Source organism: Aestuariivita sp. (assembly GCF_021404545.1).
Classification (GTDB): domain Bacteria; phylum Pseudomonadota; class Alphaproteobacteria; order Rhodobacterales; family Rhodobacteraceae; genus Aestuariivita.
On record NZ_JAAWWD010000067.1, the window covers coordinates 21,509 to 41,556 of the forward strand.

A 20,048-nucleotide genomic window follows, 5' to 3' on the forward strand; every position below is an offset into this window, starting at 1 on the left:
CGCGACACGACCCGTCAGCCAGACCGCTTCAGGTGCTTTTTGAGTTTCGACGGTTGCGCCTTCTTGCGGCCCTTATAGGGGTTCTTTTCCCCTTGGCCGCGCATATGCAGCCGGATCGGCGTGCCCGGCATGTCGAAATCCAGGCGCAGCCCGTTGACCAGATACCGCGTATAGCTTTCGGGCATCTTGTCGGGATGCGAACACATCACCACGAACCCCGGCGGCCGCGTTTTTGCCTGGGTCATGTAGCGCAGTTTGATCCGCTTGCCTTGCGGCGCGGGCGGCGGATGCGCCTCCAGCATGCCTGTCAGCCAGCGGTTCAGCGCGGCGGTGGGCACCCGGCGGTTCCAGATCTCATAGGCGCGCAGGATCGCGGCAAGAAGTCGATCGAGCCCCTTACCCGTCTTGGCTGAAACCGTCACCAAAGGCGCGCCCTTGAGCTGCGGAAGCAGCCTCTCAAACGCCTCCCGCAGATCCCTCAGCTTTTCCTGTTTGTGCTCCTCGACATCCCATTTGTTCACCGCGACGACGACCGCACGCCCCTCACGCTCGGCCAGATCCGCAATACGCAGGTCCTGCTGCTCGAACGGGATCGCGGCATCGAGCAGCACCACGACAACCTCGGCGAATTTCACCGCGCGCAGCCCGTCCGAGACGCTGAGCTTTTCCAGCTTTTCCTGCACCTTGGCCTTTTTGCGCATACCGGCCGTGTCGAAGATGCGCATCGGCGTGCCCTGCCAGTCGGTGCGCAGCGAGATCGCATCACGGGTGATCCCGGCCTCGGGCCCGGTCAGCAGACGGTCTTCGCCGACAATGCGGTTGATGAGGGTGGATTTGCCCGCATTGGGGCGGCCCACGACCGCGACCTGCAAGGGTCTGGCGGCGGTCGGCTGACGGGCGACCTCCCCGTCCTCTTCGTCGATGCTCACATCGGTTTCAGGCGCCTCCGCCTCGGTGCGCTCGGCAAAGGCATCGGCCAGGGGCTGAAGCATCGCATAAAGATCGTTGAGGCCTTCGCCATGTTCGGCAGACATCCGAATGGGCTCGCCCAGGCCCAGCGCATAGGCCTCGATCACGCCCGCATCGGCGGCTGAGCCTTCGCCCTTGTTGGCTGCCAGGATCACATGGGCCGAGCGTTTGCGCAGGATATCGGCAAAAATCTGATCGGTGGGGGTGACCCCGACGCGGGCGTCGATCATGAAAAGGCAGATATCGGCCATATCGACCGCGCGCTCGGTCAGGCGGCGCATCCTGCCCTGAAGGCTGTCATCGGTGACCTCTTCCAAACCGGCGGTGTCGATCACGGTGAATATCAGATCGCCCAGACGGGCCGCGCCCTCGCGCAAGTCACGCGTCACGCCCGGCTGGTCGTCGACCAGCGCCAGCCGTTTGCCGACAAGACGGTTAAAGAGCGTGGACTTGCCCACATTCGGGCGGCCCACGATGGCGAGGGTAAAGCTCATGAGTATCAGGCCCCAAAGGATCAGACGCGCGGTTTAGCGCATCCGCTCCTTAACGGAAAGCGTGGAGTTGGCCGCGCGTCGACACCACATAGAGCGTCCCGCCCGCGATCACCGGACCGGTGGTGGCCCCGCCGGGGATCTCGACGGTCGAGAGCAAGCTGCCATTCTCGGGCGAGAAGGCCCGCATCACCCCGTCATTCGAGGTTACAATCAGGCGGCCTCCGGCCAGCACGGGACCGTGATTTGCAACGATCTCATCGCGCCGACGGGGCCGGTCGCGCACATACCCCGGCAGTTCGGATGTCCAGATGATCTGCCCTGTGCTTGCATCAAGGCGGATCAGCTCGTTGCGGTCAGTGATGGCAAAAACGCTGTCACCCGCTGGCCAGACAGGGCTCAGCGCGCCTTCGCGCGCAGTCCAGATGCGTTCGCCATTGCCTGCGTCGAACGCGACAAGCCGTCCGGAATGATTGCCGGCGTAGATCGTGTCGCCGACCGCGACCGGGGCGCCGGTGATGTCCGAATAGCGGGCCGTCACAACACCCATGCGCTGCCCCGCGACCGAGGCCGCCCAGCGCCGCAGCCCGCCCTTGGGAAAGGTCGCGATCAATTCGCCCGACCCAAAGGCAAAGACCATCAGGCCACCGACCAAGACCGGAGCCGGAGCGCCAAGCACATTGGCGACGGACGGGGTCGCCGTAACGCGCCAGACGACACGGCCATCATCGGTATCGATCGCCCAGCCAGTGTCGTCACCGGCCACCAGATAGAGCGTGTCGCCCAGAACCAGCGGGCTGCCGGAGCCTGTGGCATCCAGCTGCTGGCGCCAGCGCACCGTGCCGGTCGCGGCATCCAGTGCGCTGACCTCGCCAAATCCCAAGGACACATATAGCGTGCCATTGTCATAGGCCAGGCCGCCACCGGTGGCGTCCTCCTCGCGGTCGCGCGCCGGACGCACGTCTCGCGACCAGATCACGTCCCCCGCGGGGCTGACGGCACTCACCTGTGCCTTGGCATCCAGCGTATAGATGCGTCCTCCGCCGACCACCGGATCGGCGGTGATACGCTGTTTGCGGCTGTCTCCCGCTCCGATATTGGCGCTCCACGCCAGTTGCGGGGTGGCGCTCAGCGCGGGATGCGCGACACGGTTGGCGGCACTGCCATGGCTTTGTGCCCACTCGGCGTTGACTGCCGCTGCGGGCAAACGGATGGCACGGGATCCTTCGGGGTCGGCCAGCGGCGCGAGAGACGCGGCCAGCTGTACCTCGGGTGGGCGGATATCCTCACGCTCCCCCGGCAGGACAAAATCGTCCTCCGCACAGGCGGCCAGAGCTGTGATCAAACCGGCGGCCATGAAGAACCGCGTGCGCGCTGTGCAAAGAAGTGAACTCATCTGGTTGGCCTGTCCTGTCCCGTCCGTCTTACCCTGTTCCGGTCCTGTTCAACCGCCCTGCCCGGTTGTCTCCGGGGTCAGCCCTGCGAGCCGGGTGCCGCCTCCGGCGAACCGCCCAGCGCCACAATCGCCTGCCGGGCGCGCTGTTGCAAGTCCGTGCTGACCTCGGCATCCAAGACAATCGCCTCCAGGCGCGAGATCGCGGCCTCCGTTGCGCCCTCTTCGATCTCGATCAGGGCAAGCTGTTCCTCGGCCAAAAGCCGCAGCGGCGCGCCGGGCCGGGCCAATGCCTCGAATGATAGGCGTCGCTCTTCGATGCTGATCGCATCGGCCTGCAAGGTCAGGGATTTGAACGACGCGATTTGCCGATAAATGTCCGCCACATCTCCATTCGTCGAGATCCGGTCCAGCGTGGCAAGGGCCGCCTCGGTCCGGCCCGTCTCGGCCTGTTCGGCCGCCAGCAGGAAATCGCGCACCGCCTGACCACCCGGACTCTGCGGAGACAACGCCTCCAGCGCGCCCACGCGGGATGCGGCATCCGGCTCTTCCAGCGCGGCGGTCAGCGCGTCCCCCAGCGCCTGCGCCTCGCCCTGGGCCTGGACCTGGCGCCATTCGTTGAACGCGGTGCCGCCCACGATGGCCAGGATCACCAGAACCGCGATCCAGCCATAGCGGCGCAGATAACGATAAAGCCGATCACGACGGACCTCTTCGGTGACTTCGTCGATAAAGCTGTCGGTATCGCTCATGTCGGCCCATCCATGATTTACTGATCCACCGTCCGGTCGGCGGCGTATCCAGTGATGACGTTGCGCTCCTCTTACCGCGCGATGCAGAGCAAGCCAAGAGCCGCCGAACCGGCCGCGCCGATGCAGTTGCGCGACCCGGCGAAAAAAATTAATCTGAACTGGTTAGTTTAGTCTGGACGAACCATATATTGAGGCGCATACCCATCGCGCGGTACCCGCGGAAAACGGATAGAGCACCACGCAGGAAAGACGATATAGATGCGAGTTATTCCGGTCCTGATCGCTATTTTGGTCACAGCGGCCCTTTATATCGCGGTATTTCAACGCGAAGCACTGGTGGCGTTTGCCTTGGGCGACGCCGCTGCACAGCAACCCCAGACCGAGGAGGACGCGGGCGGGGATATCGCTGAGAATGCCCAAGCCATAGCCCCTTCGATCAGCGTCGTTGCGCTGCGGTCACAAGCCCAGGAAGTCGACAGCGCCGTGATTCTGCGCGGCCAGACCGAGGCGCATCGCCAGGTCGACGTGCGCGCCGAAACCTCGGCCACCGTGATATCCGAGCCGCTGCGCAAGGGGCATTTCGTCGAAGCCGGAGAGCTGTTGTGCCATCTCGATCCCGGCACCCGCGAAGCAAGCCTTTCCGAGGCCCGCGCCCAACTGGAGGAGGCGCGCGCGCGCCTGCCCGAGGCCGAGGCCGGCACGTCGGAGGCCAATGCACGTCTGCAAGAGGCGCTGGCCCGGCTGGACGAAGCGGAAATCAACGACAATGCAGCCTCCAGGCTCAGCGAGGGCGGGTTTGCGTCAGATACCAGGGTCGCCACGACACGCGCCGGTGTCCGCGCGGCCGAGGCCGGGGTCGAGGCCGCGCGGGCCGGACTGGAATCGGCGCGCACGGCCATTCAATCGGCCAAATCCGGCGTGCAATCGGCCGAAGCCGCCGTGGCCACCGCCGAAACCGAGATTGACCGGCTGGAGATTACCGCCCCGTTCGCAGGGCTTCTTGAGAGCGACACCGCGGAGTTGGGCAGCCTGATGCAGCCCGGCGGGCTCTGCGCCACGGTGATCCAGCTCGATCCGATCAAGCTGGTCGGGTTCGTGCCCGAAACCGAGGTTGACCGCGTCGAGGTCGGCGCGCTGGCTGGCGCGCGCCTGGTGTCGGGCCGCGAGGTCCAGGGCCGTGTCACATTTCTGAGCCGGTCTGCCGATCCGACCACACGCACCTTCCGCACCGAGATCCAGGTGGCCAACCCGGATTTCTCGATCCGGGACGGCCAGACCGCGGAAATCCTGATCGCCGCTGACGGTCTGATGGCCCATAAGGTGCCGCAATCGGCCCTGACACTGAATTCCGAAGGAAAGCTGGGTCTGCGGACGGTGAGCGGCGACGATCTGGTCGAGTTCGTGCCGATCACCCTGCTGCGCGACACGATTGACGGCGTCTGGGTCACCGGTCTGCCCGATCAGGCGGATGTGATCGTGGTCGGCCAGGACTTTGTCACCGCAGGCGTGCGGGTCAAGGCCAGTTTTGGGGAGGTCACGCCATGACCGGTGTCGTTTCATGGGCCGCGGCCCGGGCACGGATGATCCTGGCCTTCATCGCGCTGTCGCTTCTGGTGGGGGGGTATGCCTATGTCAACCTGCCCAAGGAAGGTGAGCCGGATATCGAGATCCCCGCGCTCTTTGTATCCGTTCAGTTCCCCGGCATCTCGGCCGAAGACAGTGAAAGCCTGCTGGTCAAGCCGATGGAGACCGAACTGGCCGATCTGGACGGGCTGAAGGAGATGACGGGCACGGCGGCCGAAAACTATGCCGGCGTGGCGCTGGAATTCGAGTTCGGCTGGGACAAGACCGCGATCATGGCGGATGTGCGCGATGCGATGAACGCGGCACAAGCCGATTTTCCCGATGGCGCCGAGCAATACTCGATCACCGAGATCAATTTTTCCGAGTTTCCGATCATCATCGTCAACCTGACGGGCGCCGTTCCCGAACGCACAATGGCGCGCATCGCCAAGGATTTGCAGGACGATCTGGAAGCCATGGACGCGGTGCTCGAGGCCGGTCTGGCAGGCAATCGCGACGAAATGCTGGAGGTGATCATCGATCCCTTGCGGCTGGAAAGCTACAACGTCACCGCAGATGAGCTGATCAATGTGGTGCAGAACAACAACCTGCTCGTCGCCGCAGGTGAGGTTGAAACCCAGCAGGGCACTTTCGCGGTCAAGATCCCGTCCTCGTTTGACGAGCCGCGCGATGTCTATGACCTGCCGGTCAAGACCAATGGCGACCGTGTCGTCACGCTGGGCGATCTGGCCGAGATCAACTTTACCTTTGAAGACCGTGCGGGCACCGCGCGGTTCAACGGCGAGAACACCGTCGCCCTCCAGGTGGTCAAGCGCAAGGGGTATAACCTGATCGACACCGCCGATCTGGTCAAGGAGCGGATTGCCGTGGCCGAGCTGGGCTGGCCCGAGGAATTGCAGGCCGCCGTCACCGTCGGTACATCGAATGACCAAAGCCGTATCGTGGGCTCGATGGTCAGCCAGCTTGAGGGGTCGGTTCTGACCGCTGTGGCGCTGGTGATGATTGTGGTGCTGGCGGCTCTGGGCAGCCGTGCGGCGCTTTTGGTGGGCTTTGCGATCCCGACTTCGTTCCTTTTGTGTTTTGCGTTCCTTGCGGTGATGGGGGTGAGTGTTTCCAACATCGTGATGTTCGGTCTGATCCTGGCTGTGGGGATGCTGGTGGATGGCGCGATCGTGGTGGTGGAATATGCCGACAAGCGCATCAAAGAGGGCTCTGGCCCGATGCATGCCTATGTCGAGGCCGCCCAGCGCATGTTCTGGCCGGTGGTTTCGTCAACCGCGACGACGCTCTGCGCGTTTCTTCCGATGCTCTTCTGGCCCGGCGTGCCGGGTGAGTTCATGGGCATGTTGCCGGTCACGCTGATTTTCGTTCTGTCGGCCTCGCTGGTGGTCGCGCTGATCTATCTGCCGGTGATGGGCGGTGTGTCGGGCCGGATGAGCCGCAGTTTCGGCTTCGCCTCGGACGCGCTCAAGGCGAACACGCCCTGGCTGGTGCGCGCCGCGCTGGTGCCGGTCGCGCTTTACACGATCTTTCTGGGGGCGATGCAGATCCTGAACGCGCAGTACCTGCTGCCAGCCGGTGTGCCGCTGATCCTGGCCGAGCTGTTCGGCATCGCGATCTTTCTGATCGGCGCCTTTGCCGGGTCGATCACACTGGATGCGGCACGGATCGAACGCCCGGAAAAACCGGTGCGCGCAGGGCATCATCGCACGCCCTTTGGCTGGTTCATCAAGGCGATTGCCGGAAACCCGATCATGCCGCTGGTCACCTTGGCGGTGGTGGGCTTTGGCGTGGTCACGGTCTTTGGCCTTTACAGCGAGAACAATCGCGGCGTCGAGTTCTTTGTCGAGAACGAGCCCGAGCAGGCCACGATCTATGTGCGCGCCCGCGGCAATGTCTCGCTTTGGGAAGCCGACGAAATGGTCGGCCAGGTCGAAAGATTGATCATGGAACATCCGGCGGTGATCAATGTCTTTTCCTTTGCCGGGGATGGCGGGTTGAACACCGATGCGTCCGGCGCCTCGATCCCCAGCGATACGGTCGGTCAGGTGCAGTTTGAGATCACCCCCTGGGAAGATCGTCCAACCACCACGGAAACCTGGTTCTTTGGCCTTTTGGAGCGGGAAGTCGTGGCCTATGCCTTTGACGGCGACCGGGTGATCGAGGAACTGAACGTTGAACTGGCACAATTGCCGGGGTTCGAGGCCGAGATTCTCGCCCTGGCGAACGGCCCTGCCTCCGGCAAGCCTGTGCATCTACGGCTCAAGGGCGACAGCTGGGAAGACCTCAACGCCGCAGCCGCAACGGCGCGCGCGGCATTCGAAGACACCCCCGGCCTGATCAAGATCGAGGACACGACCCCCCTGCCCGGCATCGACTGGCAGATCAATGTCGATGTGGAAAAGGCCGGGCGCTATGGGGCGGATGTGGCCACCGTGGGCGCGATGGTACAGCTTGTGACGCGCGGCATTCTGCTGGACACCATGCGCGTGGACAGCAGCGACGAGGAGATCGAGATCCGTGTCCGCCTGCCTGAGGAAGACCGGGTGCTGTCAACGCTCGATACGCTCAAGGTGCGGACCGAGGACGGGCTGGTGCCGCTGTCGAACTTCATCACCCGCGAGCCGGTGGCCAAGCTTGCCTCGATCACGCGGGTCGATCAGAAACGCATCTTTGACGTCAAGGCCGATGTGGAGACGGGGTTGGTCAAGCTGATCGTCGATGGGGACGATCCCGAGACACGGCTTGCCACGGCGCGGCTGGTCGATGACCCCGCGGTCCTGGCGCGCGACAGCAGCCTGATCCGCCTGGGCGGCGGTCAGGTCGGCTATCGGCTGACCGGGTTGAGCGACGGGGTCAGCGACAGCGACCTGACCGCCGCGGTGGAGGCGGGCGACCTGCGCGCGGTGCCGATCAACGCCAATGAACGGATCGCCGTGCTGACCGAATGGCTGGACACCACACCCCTGCCCGCGACGATCGCATGGGAATGGACCGGCGATCAGGAAGAACAGGCCGAAAGCCAGGAGTTCCTGATCTATGCCTTCGGCGGCGCATTGGGGCTGATGTTCATCATCCTGCTGACTCAGTTCAACTCGTTCTACAACGCGATCCTGGTGCTTTTGGCGGTTGTTCTGTCGACCACGGGCGTTCTGATCGGGATGATGGTGATGCAGCAACCCTTCTCGATCATCATGACGGGGACAGGGATCGTGGCCTTGGCCGGGATTGTGGTGAACAACAACATTGTCCTGATCGACACCTATCAGGAGTATTCCCGCTATATGCCCCGGATCGAGGCCATCGTGCGCACGGCCGAGGCGCGGATCAGACCGGTTCTGCTGACCACGATCACCACCATGGCGGGACTCGCGCCGATGATGTTCGGGCTGTCGCTCGACTTCATCAATGGCGGCTATTCGATCAACAGCCCGACCGCGCTCTGGTGGAAACAACTGGCCACTGCCGTGGTGTTCGGCCTGGGCGTTGCGACCGTTCTGACATTGGTGGTGACACCGTCCCTGCTGGCGCTGCGGATCTGGATCGTCACCTACCTGACCTGGATCGCGCGCGCGCTGGCACGGCTGTCGCTTGGTCGGTCGAGCCGTGCAGCTCAGGACTGGGCCCTGCAACGCGCGGCCCGGCGCCTCACCCTTCCTGAGATTATCTGGGAAGACGAGCCTGTGCGCCAACCGGTGGCACCCGGCGCGCCGCTCAAAGCGGCCGAATAGCGGCACGCCAAAAGGTGCGGCGACGGGGTTTGCCCCATAGGCTCCGCGGGGTCACCTGAACCGGGAAAACACAGGCGTGATTGACGCGTGGTGCCCTTTGGCAAGGCGCCCCGTGAACCATCATGCCCCAGCGCCTTGGCGCATCCCGTCCGATCAGTCGGTAAAGATGTATTCGCCCATCTCGCAAAGATCGAGACCATAGTCCTCAACCGACGCGCCATCAGAAAACAGGCCACGAATGTCGTATATGCAAGTGGCCTCGCCATCCGCGATCACCACATCGATCTCATAGCCCGGCGCGAGGTAGCCGCCGCGCATCAGGTTCATTTCCCAACTGGTCGACGCAGCGGTTGATACGTTGAACGCGACCAGATCGGCGCTGCTGTCGTTGATCAGCAAAAAGTCGAGGTCTTGCGCCAACACAGGCGCATGGGCGGCCAGCACATAGAGGGCTGACACGGCAAGTAAGGCTTTCATGGTCATGTCCCCCCAAAGTCCCATGGGACCGGCCAAGCGGTCCACCCTCACCAAACCCCGGCGCCAGAGGGTGGGTCAAGCGATTTGCGGGATGGCGGGCGGGGCGAAGGCGCAGCCGAGCGGCGCCCCGTCATCAGGCCGCCTCATCAGCCTGCTGGCGGTTCCAGAGCTGCGCATAACGCCCGTTTTGGGCCAGAAGCACATCATGAGTGCCACGCTCGATCACGTCGCCTGCCTCCAGCACGACGATTTGATCGGCCTCCGCAATCGTCGACAAGCGATGTGCGATGGTGATCACCGTGCGCCCCTGACCGGCCCGGGCCAGTGCGTCCTTGATGTCGGCCTCGGTATCGCTGTCCAGCGCCGAGGTTGCCTCATCCAAAAGCAGGATGGGCGGGTTCTTCAAAAGCGTCCGCGCAATACCCACGCGTTGCTTTTCGCCCCCCGACAGTTTCAGTCCCCGCTCGCCCACCATTGTCTCATAGCCCTCGGGAAGCGACATGATGAAATCGTGGATCTGCGCGGCGCGCGCCGCGTCCTCAATCTGCTCCTGCGTGGCCGCGTCGCGGCCATAGGCAATGTTATAGCGGATCGTGTCGTTGAACAGCACCGTATCCTGGGGCACGACGCCGATGGCGTCATGCAGGCTGGTCTGTGTCACGTCACGAATATCCTGGCCGTCGATCTTCAGCGCACCCTCGGTCACATCGTAAAACCGGAACAACAGCCGCCCGATCGTGGATTTGCCCGAGCCGGTCGCCCCGACGATGGCCACCATCTGTCCCGGCTCGACCGTCAGATCGACACCTTTGAGGATCTCGCGGGTCTCCTCATACCCAAATCGCACGCCCTCCAGCGTGATGCGCCCGCCCGCCACCTTGAGGTCCGGTGCGTCCGGTTTGTCGCTGACTTCCCGGGGCTGCTCAAGCAGGTTGAACATCTCGCCCATATCCACAAGGCTTTGACGGATCTCACGATAGACCGTGCCCAGAAAATTCAGCGGAACGGTGATCTGGATCATATAGGCATTCACCATCACGAAATCCCCGACCGTCAAATCGCCGCGCTGCACGCCCAGGGCTGCCAACACCATCACACCGATCAGCCCCCCGGTAATCAGCAGCGACTGGCCAAAATTCAGAAACGCCAGCGAATAGGATGTCTTGAGCGCGGCCTGTTCGTAAAGGCGCATCGCACTGTCATAGCGGCTGGCTTCCCGTTCCTCGGCTCCGAAATACTTGACCGTCTCGAAATTGAGCAGGCTGTCGATGGCCTTTTGATTGGCGTCGGTATCCTGGTCGTTCATTTCGCGGCGCAGCTTGACCCGCCATTCGGTCACCGCAAAGGTGAACCAGACATAAAGCGCAATCGTGCCGGCCACGATCAGCAGATACCACGCATCAAACAGCACGGTGAGGATCACCGCCACCATCAACAGCTCCAGCACCAAAGGGCCGACACTGAACAGAAGAAACCGCAGGAGGAAATCCACCCCCTTGACGCCGCGCTCGATGATCCGGCTCAGTCCGCCGGTCTTGCGCGTGATGTGATAGCGCAGCGACAGCTGGTGGATATGGTGAAACGTCTCCAGCGCCAGCGCCCTGAGCGCGCGTTGCCCGACGGCTGCGAACACCGCATCGCGCAGCTGCTGAAAGCCCACATTGATCAGTCGGGCAAAACCATAGGCGACAGTCAACCCCACAGCCCCCAGCGCCAGCATCGGCACCCCTTCCCCGGCCAGCGCGTCCACGGCTCCTTTGTAAAGAACCGGTATCCCAACCGCGATCAGCTTGGCCAGAACCAGCAAAGCGATGGCACCCACAACACGGATCTTTACCCACCGCTCGCCCTCTGGCCAAAGATAGGGGGCAACCTTGCGGATGGTGCGCAGGCCGGAGCGACGCTCGTCTTGGGCGATCTGATCAGTCATAGGATACCGGAAGCTAAGGCCATGGCCTCGTGACATAGGTTGCAGCGCAGGGATTGACCAGCGCCGAGATCAGTCGGGGATGGCGAAGATCTGTCCGGGAAAGATCAGATCGGGGTCACGGATCGCATCGCGGTTCGCCTCGAACACCCTGACGAACAAAAGCCCGTCGCCATAGCGCTCCCGCGAGATCGCCCAGAGTGTGTCGCCGGCCTGAACGGTCACCTGGCTGACCGGCGGTGCCGGAGGGGCGGCCTGCGCCTGGGCCTGAGCGGCGGCGAGTGCGGCGGCGCTTTCGCGTTTGAACGGCGTTTCAAGACGGCTGAGCACGCCGCCATCCTCGTCAAGCGCATCGAGCCGCAGCGTATAGATACCCGGTGCGATACCCTCCAGCCGGGCGCGCCAACGTCCGTCCGCACCCGCTCTCAGGTCGGCCAGGGGCAGGTTATCGAGATAGATCCGCACCAGCCCGGCCGGAGCGGATCGCCCGCTCAGCAACACCGCGCCCTCGGGCGTATAGCCGATGGTATCCAGCACGATCTGCTCGCGCGACGGGGCCGCATCGGGCGTTGCGGGCTGGATCAGCTCGACCCCCGCCGCATCGGCGCGCAGCACCGCAACAGCGGTCGAGGGTGCAGGTGCTGCTGTGTCCTGCGGTGGCGCCACTGGCAAGCGGGGCTGGTCGTTCACGGCGGTCTGTGCCTGCGGGGCAGCCCCTTCGGGCGCCGCTTGGGTCTCAGGCGCAGCCTCCCCGGTTTGGGCTTCCGCACTGGCCTGGGTCTCGGAGGTTCGCGTATTCGCGTCAGCCTGCGCATCCGCCGGAGTGTCGGACACCGGCGCGACCTCAGCGAGAGGCTCCGGTGTCGAAGGCTGCGCGGTTTCGCGCGCCACACGTTCCCCGCTCTCCGGGGCAGTCCCGGCGGGTGCCGCAGCTGGCGCCGTATCGGTGCCGACCGGACCCGGCCCTGCCGGTGCAGCGGCAGGTTCGGCAACCGCGACCTCTTCCGCAACCGTCCCCTGGTCATCAGGTGATCGGGCCACCTGCGGCGGGGGTGTCGGTGCCAGAATGATCTCTTCCACCGAGGGGGCCTCGCGATCTCCTTGCCGCGCGATCAGGCTGAGCAGGCGCGGCGCGGTGCTTGCAGGCAAGCTCAGAAAGCTGACGAACTCGCCGCCTTCACTCACGGTCTGGCTGTCGGCCACCTGCCCGTCCAGCAGTACGGTGACGACACTTCCCGGTGCGCCCTGCCCCGCAATGATCGTGGTGCCGTCAGGCGCGGCGCGGACCACGTCAAAACGCGGCGCGCTCAGCGCGGGCTCCTCCGGCTCCTGAGGCGACGTGACGGTCTGGGCAGGTGCGGTATCGCTGTCGGCCCCGGCGGATCCTGACGCGTTTGGCTGGGGCGCATCGGCGCGCCTCTCGGCATCCACCGAGCCCGGCGCCGGTGCGGCCACGCTTTGGGCTCGGGGGCTTGCTGTCTCGGCATCTGTCGGTACGGGCTGAGGCGTCTGGACCGCGGCCACCGGGACCGGGGGCACAGGCTCCTGCGGAGACAGCGCACCGGCCATGTAAAGCGCGCCGACACCAACCGCGACCACACACCCGGCAGCGACCACGCCGCCGACCGTGCCAAGGCCCAGAAAGCCCGCTTTGTCCGTCATCGTTTCCATCCCCTGTCCGACGAGCCCCGCACGACGGTTGAGCCACCCTATCAACCGGGGTATCAGGGGTCAAAGCTCCCCTTCGAACCCCGCCCCCGTGAAAGGACGCGCCAATGGCTGCAAAATCCGTCTGTGTGTATTGTGGATCGCGACATGGCGCAATCCCGGCCTATAGCGATGCCGCACAGGCCGTCGGCGCCGCACTGGCGCGGGAGGACTGGCAACTGGTCTATGGTGCAGGCGATGTCGGTCTGATGGGCGACGTGGCGCGATCCGCCCAGCGTGCAGGCGGCGATACGTTCGGCGTGATCCCCAAGCATCTGGTCGATTTGGAGGTCGGCAAAACCGACCTGACCCGCTATGTCGTCACCGAGACCATGCATGAGCGAAAGAAGGTCATGTTCATGAATGCCAACGCAATCGTGGTCTTGCCGGGCGGCGCAGGTTCGCTCGACGAGTTCTTCGAGGTGCTGACCTGGCGGCAGCTGGGCCTTCATGAAAAGCCGGTTTTCCTTTTGAATACAGAAGGCTACTGGGATCCGTTGATCGCTCTGGTTGATCATGTCATCGAACAAGGCTTTGCCGACCCGTCGCTCAAGCGGTTCGTTTCGGTCACTCAGACGCCACAAGACCTGATCGCTGGCTTGCGCGCGGCACTGTTGTAACAGGGCTCTTTCCGAGGCAGACAATTGTCGAGCGTGGTCCCGATATTGCCGCAACCGCTCACCCTGTACGACATTGGCGGAAACCAGCCAAACTTGATCGCAGTCCGCGCCGCGGCTCTTGAGACAGAACGGTTCCGGCTATCCCCCTTCGCCTGGACGACACCGACATCAGTCTGGCGGTTTGCTGCGCCCCCGAGATCATATATCTCGTAGGCGAGGCAATGCCACCGGAAGAGGTCGTCCGTGCCGGGCAACTGCCAGGCCGCTTCGCTCAGACCGCGACGCTGGCGTTTCTGTCATGCCGGGTTGATCCTCGCTCGACCCGCGCTCCTGCGGCACTGGCCGACGACGGAGGCAAGAGGTTGAGGCGGGGTCACGTCCTCCGGGCTGTCGAACTGCTCACGATGAACGCGCGGACCTCCGCGCATTATGGGCAGGCGCTGCGGGCGCGCGCCATGCCCGAGACTGGCACGAGAATGCAAACGCCCCGCCAAACCAGGCGAGGCGTTTCCAAGAGGTCTCGGATCGCCGCTTACATGCGCGACGCGACGTTCTCCCAGTTGACCAGATTGTCGAGGAAGTTTGTCAGATACGCAGGACGCTTGTTGCGGAAGTCGATGTAATAGGAGTGTTCCCACACATCGCAGCCCAAAAGCGCCGTCTGACCGAAGCAAAGCGGGTTCACACCGTTTTCCGTCTTGGTCACCGCCAATGAGCCGTCGGCGTTCTTGACCAACCAGCACCAGCCTGAGCCAAACTGGCCCGCGCCCGCGGCGGAGAATTGCGATTTGAACTCATCGACAGAGCCAAAACCCTCGGTCAGCGCTTTTTCCAGTTCTCCGGGCATGGCGGACGCGCCCGGCCCCATCATCTCCCAGAACTGGTTGTGGTTCCACAGCTGGCTGATGTTGTTGAAGATCCCATTCTGGGCCACCGCATTGGCGTCGTAGGTGCCGGTAATAATCTCTTCCAAGGATTTTCCGTCCCACTCGGTCCCGGCAATCAGTTTGTTGCCATTGTCGACATAGGCCTTGTGGTGCAGATCGTGATGATATTCGAGTGTCTCTTTCGACATGCCGTTGTCGGCCAGAGCATCATGGGCGTAAGGAAGATCAGGAAGTTCAAAAGCCATGGTGGCCCCCACTGTTTGGTGTGTTTCGCTGGAACTTTACATGCGGCGGGGCTGCGTCCGCGTCAAGGGTGCACCGCGCAAAGCGGGACAACCGGCCGATGATTGAGGGGCCAGCCCCTCAAACTCCCCGTCGGTATTTGCAAGCAAGAAGAAGAAAAGAGCGTTACCCCGGTCTTCTTCTTGCCAAAAATACGACCTTCCCGGATGGCGGGCTTGCGCCGCGCGTCCAAGACCTGGGTGCCACGTTCACAACGCGTCGACCTCGCTGCCGTCCTGTGCCGCAATACTCAGAAGGTCAAAAACATACTGCGCGACCGAGCGGAAACAGACAATCCGGAACGCCTCGTCCTGCGTCATCCAGAACGCGGCTGCGACCTGTGCCAAGCGGGTGCGGCGCAGCATGCCGGGGGTAAATGCTCGCGCTGACAGATCGACCGGGCTGAGTTTGGCCAGCACCTCGCGGGCATGCGGCCCACCGAGCTGAAAGACGGCCCGCGCATCTGACACGTCGACAGCCAGGGCGTGATCCTTTGCCAGCGCATCTTGCAGCTTTGTCAGGCGGGTGGAAACCTCCGCGTAAGGCACCAAAACCAATAGCTCGTCAGGCGCCATCCAGCATAGGCCGCCCTGGTCGCTGATCGTGACCCGATGGGGTTCGGGCACGGTCGCGCCTGTCGCTGTCCGTGCCGCCGTTTTCAACCTGGCTGAGGACAGATCGCCCCGCAGGCTGATCATGCCTTGCACCCCCAGTTCGGTCACATCGGCGATGCCGTGGAACCGGGCCTGGTTGAGGACGGAGATGACCTTAGACATTCTGCTTCTCCCCTTCCGGGTCATAGAAAACCGGACTCACGATCCTGGCCTTGTAGTTCGTGCCATCGGTGCCGGGAAACTCCAGTATCTCGCCCCTCCGCCCGGGGCCGTTATGGACCAGTCCCATGGCGATACCCTTGTTCAGCGTCGGTGAGTGATAGGTCGAGGTCACGCGCCCGATCATGTTGCGCTGGCCGTTGGCATTCATGCCCGGCGCAACCGCATAGGCTCCATCGGGCAGAACCGACCCGTCGATCGTCTCCAGCCCCACCAGCTTCCAACGGTTCGGATCGATCATATGGCTGCGCTGCTGCGCACGCTTGCCCAGATAATCCTCTTTCTTTTTCGAAATCGCCCAGTCAAGGCCCAGATCCTGCGGGATCACCGTGCCATCGGTTTCGTCCCCGATCATAATGAACCCCTTTTCGGCGCGCATGATATGCAGCGCCTCGGTCCCGTAGGGCATGACGCCGAACGCCTGTCCCGCGGCCATGAGCGCGTCCCAGAACGCCTGGCCTTCCGAGGCTCTGACGGCAATCTCATAGCTCAGCTCGCCCGAAAAAGAGATACGGTAGACCCGGCAGTCGAACCCACCGATGGTGCCATCGGCCCAACCCATGAAGCTGAGCGTACCGGCGGACACATCCATGCCGCCCAGTTTCTCAAGCACCTTGCGCGCGTTGGGACCGACCACCGCGATCTGGGCGTATTGCTCGGTCACGTTGGCAACATAGACCTTCCAGTCCCACCATTCGGTCTGCAGCCATTCCTCCATAACCCCGTGGATCCGGTCGGCGCCGCCCGAGGTCGTGTGGCAGAGCCAGGTGTCCTCATCAATGCGGGCCACAACGCCATCATCGCTGAGAAATCCGTTCTCCGAACACATCAGCCCATAGCGGCAGCGGCCCGGCTTGAGGCTGCTCATCACGTTGGTGTAGAGCATATCGAGAAAGCGCCCCGCATCGGAGCCCTTGACGATCAGCTTGCCCAGTGTCGAGGCATCAAGGATGCCAAGATGGGTGCGGGTATTGGTTACCTCGCGCATCACCGCGTCATGGGCGTCTTCACCCTGCCGGACATAGGCGTAAGGACGACGCCAATGGCCCACGGGCTCCGATTGGGCGCCATTGGCCGCGTGCCAGTCATGCATCGGCGTGCGCCGGATCGGTTGGAACACGTCGCCGCGCGCCTCTCCGCCGATGGCGCCCATCGAAATGGGTGTGTAGGGCGGGCGGAACGTTGTCGTACCGGTGGCCGGGATCGGCTGGCCCAAAGCGTCCGACAGGATTGCCAGCCCGTTGATATTGCTGAGCTTGCCCTGATCCGTTGCCATGCCCAGCGTGGTATAGCGTTTGGTGTGCTCGACGCTTTCGAACCCTTCCTGCGCCGCGAGCTGCACATCGGTGACTTTGACATCGTTCTGAAAATCGAGCCAGGTCTTGGCGCGCAGCTCCTGTTTGGCGCCCTGAGGCATCAGCCAGACCGGCGCCAGAGGCGCGGCGGTGCAGGACGTCGCCGCCGGGGCCTTGCTGCGTTTGGGGCTATGGCCGGTCGCCTCGGCCGCCGCCTGCCCGGCATCGTGTGCGTCGTGCAAGACAGCGTCCAGCGTCATGGCACCGTTGGCCATGCCGGCACAGGCGACAAAGCCTGCGCCATCGTGGCTGCGCGGCGGGTTATCCACATCGGGGCGGAACATCGCATGACCCTCATCCCAAAGGAGTTTTCCACCGCAATGGGACCACAGATGTACGACCGGAGACCAGCCGCCCGACATCGCCACCGCATCACACGCAACCTCGTCGAGCACGCCGCCTTCACCGGCCTGCGCGCAGATCTGCACCTTGGAGACCCGGCGCCCGCCTTTGACCTTGGCAATCGCCCGGCCGGTATCGACGCGCAGGCCCAGCGCCTGCGCCTCGGCCATCAGCGCACCGCCGCCCTGAGGGCGGGCATCCAGAATCCTCGGGACCTCCAGACCCGCCTTTTTCAGGAGAATTGCCGTCAGATAGGCGTCGTCATTGTTGGTCGCGATCACTGTCCGGTCGCCTGCGGAAACGCCGTAATTGACCACGTAATCGCGCAAAGCTGACGCCAGCATCACCCCGGGCAGGTCATTACCCGCAAAGGATAAGGGCCGTTCAATCGCCCCGGTGGCGGTGATGACCCGGCCTGCACGCACGCGCCAGAGCCTGTGGCGCGGACCGGGCGTTTCCGGCGCGTGATCCCGCAACCGCTCATAAGCCAGCACATAGCCGTGGTCATAGATACCCGCGCCCATGCAACGGGTGCGCAGTGTGACATTGGGCATCTGCGACAGCTGCGCGGTGATCTCATCCACGTACTTATCCACAGGGGCCCCGTTGACGGTTTCGGCATCCTGCGCATCGACCATGGCGCGCCCGCCCCAATGGGCGGTCTGCTCGATCAGAAGGACCCTGGCACCTGTCTCAGCCGCGGATTTGGCGGCTTGCAGCCCCGCTATTCCGCCGCCGATGACCAGCACATCCGTAAAGGCGTAGAAATGCTCATACGTATCGGCATCGCGATCCTTGGGGGCTTGCCCCAGACCGGCAGATTGGCGGATGAACGGCTCATAGACATGTTTCCAGAAGGCGCGCGGATACATGAACATCTTGTAGTAAAAGCCAGCGGGCAGGACCCTGCTGAGATGGGTGTTGATCGCACCGATATCGAAATCGAGGCTGGGCCAGTGGTTCTGAGACGTGGCGGTCATGCCGTCATAAAGCTCGGTCGTGGTGGCGCGCTGGTTGGGCTCGAACGTGGGACCCTTGCCAAGATTGACCAGCGCGTTGGGTTCTTCGGCACCCGACGCCACGATGCCGCGCGGACGGTGGTATTTGAACGACCGGCCCACCAGCATCTGATCATTGGCCAGAAGAGCCGAGGCGAGCGTATCGCCGGGATGGCCGCGCATCCACGTGCCGTTGAAGGTGAATTTCACCTGGACCGAGCGGTCGATGAGGCGACCGAATGTGGAGAGGCGGGTGCTCATGTCTGCTGGCCTTTCCGCGTGGTCTGCCGTTGGTCTTGCGTATTTTTGGCGAGAAGAAACTGCATCAGCTCAGATCCTTCCAGGTCCAGCCCGGGCGTTTGGCGGTGATTTTCTTGCGGATCTCTTCGGGGGGGTCGAAGACCTGCGCAGAGTAGGTTCCAAAGACTTCGAGCGTGTCGGTCGCGCGCGCGGCGTGGAACCACTTGCCACACCCGTAGGAATGGCGCCAGCGTTCGAAATGCACACCTCGGGGGTTTTCACGTTCAAACAGATAGCCGTGGAACGCTTCATCGCTGGATCCGGGACCGAAGCGTTTGAGATGAGCCTCGCCTCCGGGGGTCAGTTCGGTTTCATCGGCCAGGACGCCACAATAGGGGCATTCAAGGATCAGCATGGGGCGGCTCCTTTTCTCAAGACAGGCAGGAAATCGTGGCGCGGTGCAAAGGCGCGGGCTATACTGTCAATCAATCCTGACAGTTTTTGCGAACAAGGAGAGAACCGATGAATGAAACACTGCTGGCCTTTGTGGTGTTCGGCGCGCTGGGTCTGGGGGCATTGTGCATGTTCTGGATGGAGCGCCGGGCGGTAGCCAAACGCAAGGCCGAGGGCACTTTTGTCGATATCTCGGATATCATGTTTTTTGGCAGCGAAGCGGCCCTCAAGGCGCAGAACTCTGACAAGGCCGAGTGAGGCGGCGGGCACCGCTGGGCGCCCGCCGCCGGTGCGAGGCGGGTTACTCGGAAATGATCGGCGCGGGGGTCGAGGCCGCAGCGGGGTCCTGCACTGCGGCAGGGTCATCGCTGCCGCCTGCACTGCCCAGTCCGATGATCGCAATGACCAGAACCAGCACAACCAAAACGGCGCCCAACGTCCAGAACCCAGTGCCTTCGCCGCGCGGGTGCGCGGGACGTGATGTCGAGAATTCGTCCATGAGACTTCCTCCGTTATGAAGGTGCTCAGGATCGCAGGCTTCTGACCCCCCGCAACGCAAGCGTCGGCCAAGCGTGCGGATCGGCCAGCGACAGCCGGAATGGTCGGCGCAGTCAGGCCAAAACCTGCTGGCAGCGTTTGGATCGGCAAAAAGCGGCGCATCCCCTACCCCTTGACCGGCAAGCTGGCGGCATGCGCCAGTGACATCTGTGTGAGGGTCTTGCGCAAATCATCATCGGCGAACCCGTCATCCGACAGCCGCACGAACCCGCCCATCCGGCGCGTGCCCATGATCATCGGGCTGACCGCGTCATGGGCCAGCGCGCGGGCCTCGGCCGCCTTGCCCGGACGATAGAGCGCGCCCTGCCCGCCCACACCGCAGGTCATGTTGCCATCGAGAAAGAAGCACAGGCCGCCGAACATCTTCTTTTCCGACAGCCCCGGCTCGACCCCCAGATCGGCGCGCATGGTTTCTGCCATGTCGGAGTCATACGCCATTCCGCGCCCCC

Annotated in this window: 16 protein-coding genes; 4 read left to right on the top strand and 12 right to left on the bottom strand. The window is 63.5% G+C overall.

The window, feature by feature from the left end; translation table 11 throughout:
- Window positions 1-14 precede the first annotated feature (14 nt).
- The 3 genes from der to HEP69_RS21790 all read right to left on the bottom strand — a co-directional run bounded on the left by der (window position 15) and on the right by HEP69_RS21790 (window position 3,605).
- Window positions 15-1,463, bottom strand: a complete 1,449-nt coding sequence (gene der, locus HEP69_RS21780; protein ID WP_290560620.1) for a ribosome biogenesis GTPase Der — start codon at window positions 1,461-1,463, stop codon at window positions 15-17.
- Window positions 1,464-1,512: 49 nt separating this feature from the next.
- Window positions 1,513-2,856, bottom strand: a complete 1,344-nt coding sequence (locus HEP69_RS21785) for a PQQ-like beta-propeller repeat protein (protein WP_290560621.1) — start codon at window positions 2,854-2,856, stop codon at window positions 1,513-1,515.
- A 77-nt stretch (window positions 2,857-2,933) separates the two neighbouring features.
- A complete protein-coding gene (locus HEP69_RS21790) occupies window positions 2,934-3,605 on the bottom strand; it encodes a tetratricopeptide repeat protein (protein WP_290560622.1) in 672 nt (223 codons plus the stop codon).
- 258 nt (window positions 3,606-3,863) lie between these two features.
- Here HEP69_RS21790 and HEP69_RS21795 point away from each other — a divergent pair, with 258 nt between their 5' ends.
- Both HEP69_RS21795 and HEP69_RS21800 read left to right on the top strand, forming a co-directional pair.
- Window positions 3,864-5,150, top strand: a complete 1,287-nt coding sequence (locus tag HEP69_RS21795; RefSeq protein ID WP_290560623.1) for an efflux RND transporter periplasmic adaptor subunit — start codon at window positions 3,864-3,866, stop codon at window positions 5,148-5,150.
- Window positions 5,147-8,920 (top strand): efflux RND transporter permease subunit, encoded by a 3,774-nt coding sequence (locus HEP69_RS21800; RefSeq protein ID WP_290560624.1) that lies wholly within the window; start codon window positions 5,147-5,149, stop codon window positions 8,918-8,920. The genes HEP69_RS21795 and HEP69_RS21800 overlap by 4 nt, the downstream gene beginning before the upstream one ends.
- A 153-nt stretch (window positions 8,921-9,073) precedes the next feature.
- On the opposite strand, the gene HEP69_RS21805 is transcribed toward HEP69_RS21800, so the two are convergent.
- The 3 genes from HEP69_RS21805 to HEP69_RS21815 form a co-directional block, all read right to left on the bottom strand.
- A complete protein-coding gene (locus HEP69_RS21805; protein ID WP_290560625.1) occupies window positions 9,074-9,397 on the bottom strand; it encodes a hypothetical protein in 324 nt (107 codons plus the stop codon).
- Window positions 9,398-9,530: 133 nt separating this feature from the next.
- A complete protein-coding gene (locus HEP69_RS21810; RefSeq protein ID WP_290560626.1) occupies window positions 9,531-11,327 on the bottom strand; it encodes an ABC transporter ATP-binding protein/permease in 1,797 nt (598 codons plus the stop codon).
- A 69-nt stretch (window positions 11,328-11,396) separates the two neighbouring features.
- Window positions 11,397-12,986 (bottom strand): LysM peptidoglycan-binding domain-containing protein, encoded by a 1,590-nt coding sequence (locus HEP69_RS21815; protein WP_290560627.1) that lies wholly within the window; start codon window positions 12,984-12,986, stop codon window positions 11,397-11,399.
- A 113-nt stretch (window positions 12,987-13,099) separates the two neighbouring features.
- Here HEP69_RS21815 and HEP69_RS21820 point away from each other — a divergent pair, with 113 nt between their 5' ends.
- Window positions 13,100-13,651 (top strand): TIGR00730 family Rossman fold protein, encoded by a 552-nt coding sequence (locus tag HEP69_RS21820; protein ID WP_290560628.1) that lies wholly within the window; start codon window positions 13,100-13,102, stop codon window positions 13,649-13,651.
- Window positions 13,652-14,183: 532 nt separating this feature from the next.
- Here the strand turns inward: HEP69_RS21820 and HEP69_RS21825 are convergent.
- The 4 genes from HEP69_RS21825 to HEP69_RS21840 all read right to left on the bottom strand — a co-directional run bounded on the left by HEP69_RS21825 (window position 14,184) and on the right by HEP69_RS21840 (window position 19,003).
- Window positions 14,184-14,783 (bottom strand): superoxide dismutase, encoded by a 600-nt coding sequence (locus HEP69_RS21825; RefSeq protein WP_290560629.1) that lies wholly within the window; start codon window positions 14,781-14,783, stop codon window positions 14,184-14,186.
- A gap of 246 nt (window positions 14,784-15,029) precedes the next feature.
- Entirely contained in the window at window positions 15,030-15,596 is a 567-nt protein-coding gene (locus HEP69_RS21830; protein ID WP_290560630.1) for a sarcosine oxidase subunit gamma family protein, read from the bottom strand.
- Window positions 15,589-18,609, bottom strand: coding sequence for a sarcosine oxidase subunit alpha family protein (locus HEP69_RS21835; RefSeq protein WP_290560631.1), 3,021 nt, complete (start codon window positions 18,607-18,609; stop codon window positions 15,589-15,591). Before HEP69_RS21835 ends, HEP69_RS21830 begins: the two co-directional genes overlap by 8 nt.
- A gap of 64 nt (window positions 18,610-18,673) precedes the next feature.
- Complete coding sequence (locus HEP69_RS21840; RefSeq protein WP_290560632.1) at window positions 18,674-19,003, bottom strand: sarcosine oxidase subunit delta; 330 nt, start codon at window positions 19,001-19,003, stop codon at window positions 18,674-18,676.
- 107 nt (window positions 19,004-19,110) lie between these two features.
- On the opposite strand from HEP69_RS21840, the gene HEP69_RS21845 reads away from it, so the two are divergent.
- Window positions 19,111-19,299, top strand: a complete 189-nt coding sequence (locus HEP69_RS21845) for a hypothetical protein (RefSeq protein ID WP_290560633.1) — start codon at window positions 19,111-19,113, stop codon at window positions 19,297-19,299.
- A gap of 43 nt (window positions 19,300-19,342) precedes the next feature.
- On the opposite strand, the gene HEP69_RS21850 is transcribed toward HEP69_RS21845, so the two are convergent.
- On the bottom strand, window positions 19,343-19,540 hold the full coding sequence (locus tag HEP69_RS21850) for a hypothetical protein (protein WP_290560634.1): 198 nt from the start codon (window positions 19,538-19,540) through the stop codon (window positions 19,343-19,345).
- 164 nt (window positions 19,541-19,704) lie between these two features.
- Complete coding sequence (locus HEP69_RS21855) at window positions 19,705-20,037, bottom strand: TfoX/Sxy family protein (protein WP_290560635.1); 333 nt, start codon at window positions 20,035-20,037, stop codon at window positions 19,705-19,707.
- Between the last annotated feature and the right edge of the window lie 11 nt (window positions 20,038-20,048).

Excerpts from the sequence above, each read along its gene's own strand:
- der (WP_290560620.1), bottom strand. The coding sequence starts at position 1,463 with ATGAGCTTTACCCTCGCCATCGTGGGCCGCCCGAATGTGGGCAAGTCC.
- HEP69_RS21785 (WP_290560621.1), bottom strand. The coding sequence starts at position 2,856 with ATGAGTTCACTTCTTTGCACAGCGCGCACGCGGTTCTTCATGGCCGCC.
- HEP69_RS21790 (WP_290560622.1), bottom strand. The coding sequence starts at position 3,605 with ATGAGCGATACCGACAGCTTTATCGACGAAGTCACCGAAGAGGTCCGT.
- HEP69_RS21795 (WP_290560623.1), top strand. The coding sequence starts at position 3,864 with ATGCGAGTTATTCCGGTCCTGATCGCTATTTTGGTCACAGCGGCCCTT.
- HEP69_RS21800 (WP_290560624.1), top strand. The coding sequence starts at position 5,147 with ATGACCGGTGTCGTTTCATGGGCCGCGGCCCGGGCACGGATGATCCTG.
- HEP69_RS21805 (WP_290560625.1), bottom strand. The coding sequence starts at position 9,397 with ATGAAAGCCTTACTTGCCGTGTCAGCCCTCTATGTGCTGGCCGCCCAT.
- HEP69_RS21810 (WP_290560626.1), bottom strand. The coding sequence starts at position 11,327 with ATGACTGATCAGATCGCCCAAGACGAGCGTCGCTCCGGCCTGCGCACC.
- HEP69_RS21815 (WP_290560627.1), bottom strand. The coding sequence starts at position 12,986 with ATGACGGACAAAGCGGGCTTTCTGGGCCTTGGCACGGTCGGCGGCGTG.
- HEP69_RS21820 (WP_290560628.1), top strand. The coding sequence starts at position 13,100 with ATGGCTGCAAAATCCGTCTGTGTGTATTGTGGATCGCGACATGGCGCA.
- HEP69_RS21825 (WP_290560629.1), bottom strand. The coding sequence starts at position 14,783 with ATGGCTTTTGAACTTCCTGATCTTCCTTACGCCCATGATGCTCTGGCC.
- HEP69_RS21830 (WP_290560630.1), bottom strand. The coding sequence starts at position 15,596 with ATGTCTAAGGTCATCTCCGTCCTCAACCAGGCCCGGTTCCACGGCATC.
- HEP69_RS21835 (WP_290560631.1), bottom strand. The coding sequence starts at position 18,609 with ATGAGCACCCGCCTCTCCACATTCGGTCGCCTCATCGACCGCTCGGTC.
- HEP69_RS21840 (WP_290560632.1), bottom strand. The coding sequence starts at position 19,003 with ATGCTGATCCTTGAATGCCCCTATTGTGGCGTCCTGGCCGATGAAACC.
- HEP69_RS21845 (WP_290560633.1), top strand. The coding sequence starts at position 19,111 with ATGAATGAAACACTGCTGGCCTTTGTGGTGTTCGGCGCGCTGGGTCTG.
- HEP69_RS21850 (WP_290560634.1), bottom strand. The coding sequence starts at position 19,540 with ATGGACGAATTCTCGACATCACGTCCCGCGCACCCGCGCGGCGAAGGC.
- HEP69_RS21855 (WP_290560635.1), bottom strand. The coding sequence starts at position 20,037 with ATGGCGTATGACTCCGACATGGCAGAAACCATGCGCGCCGATCTGGGG.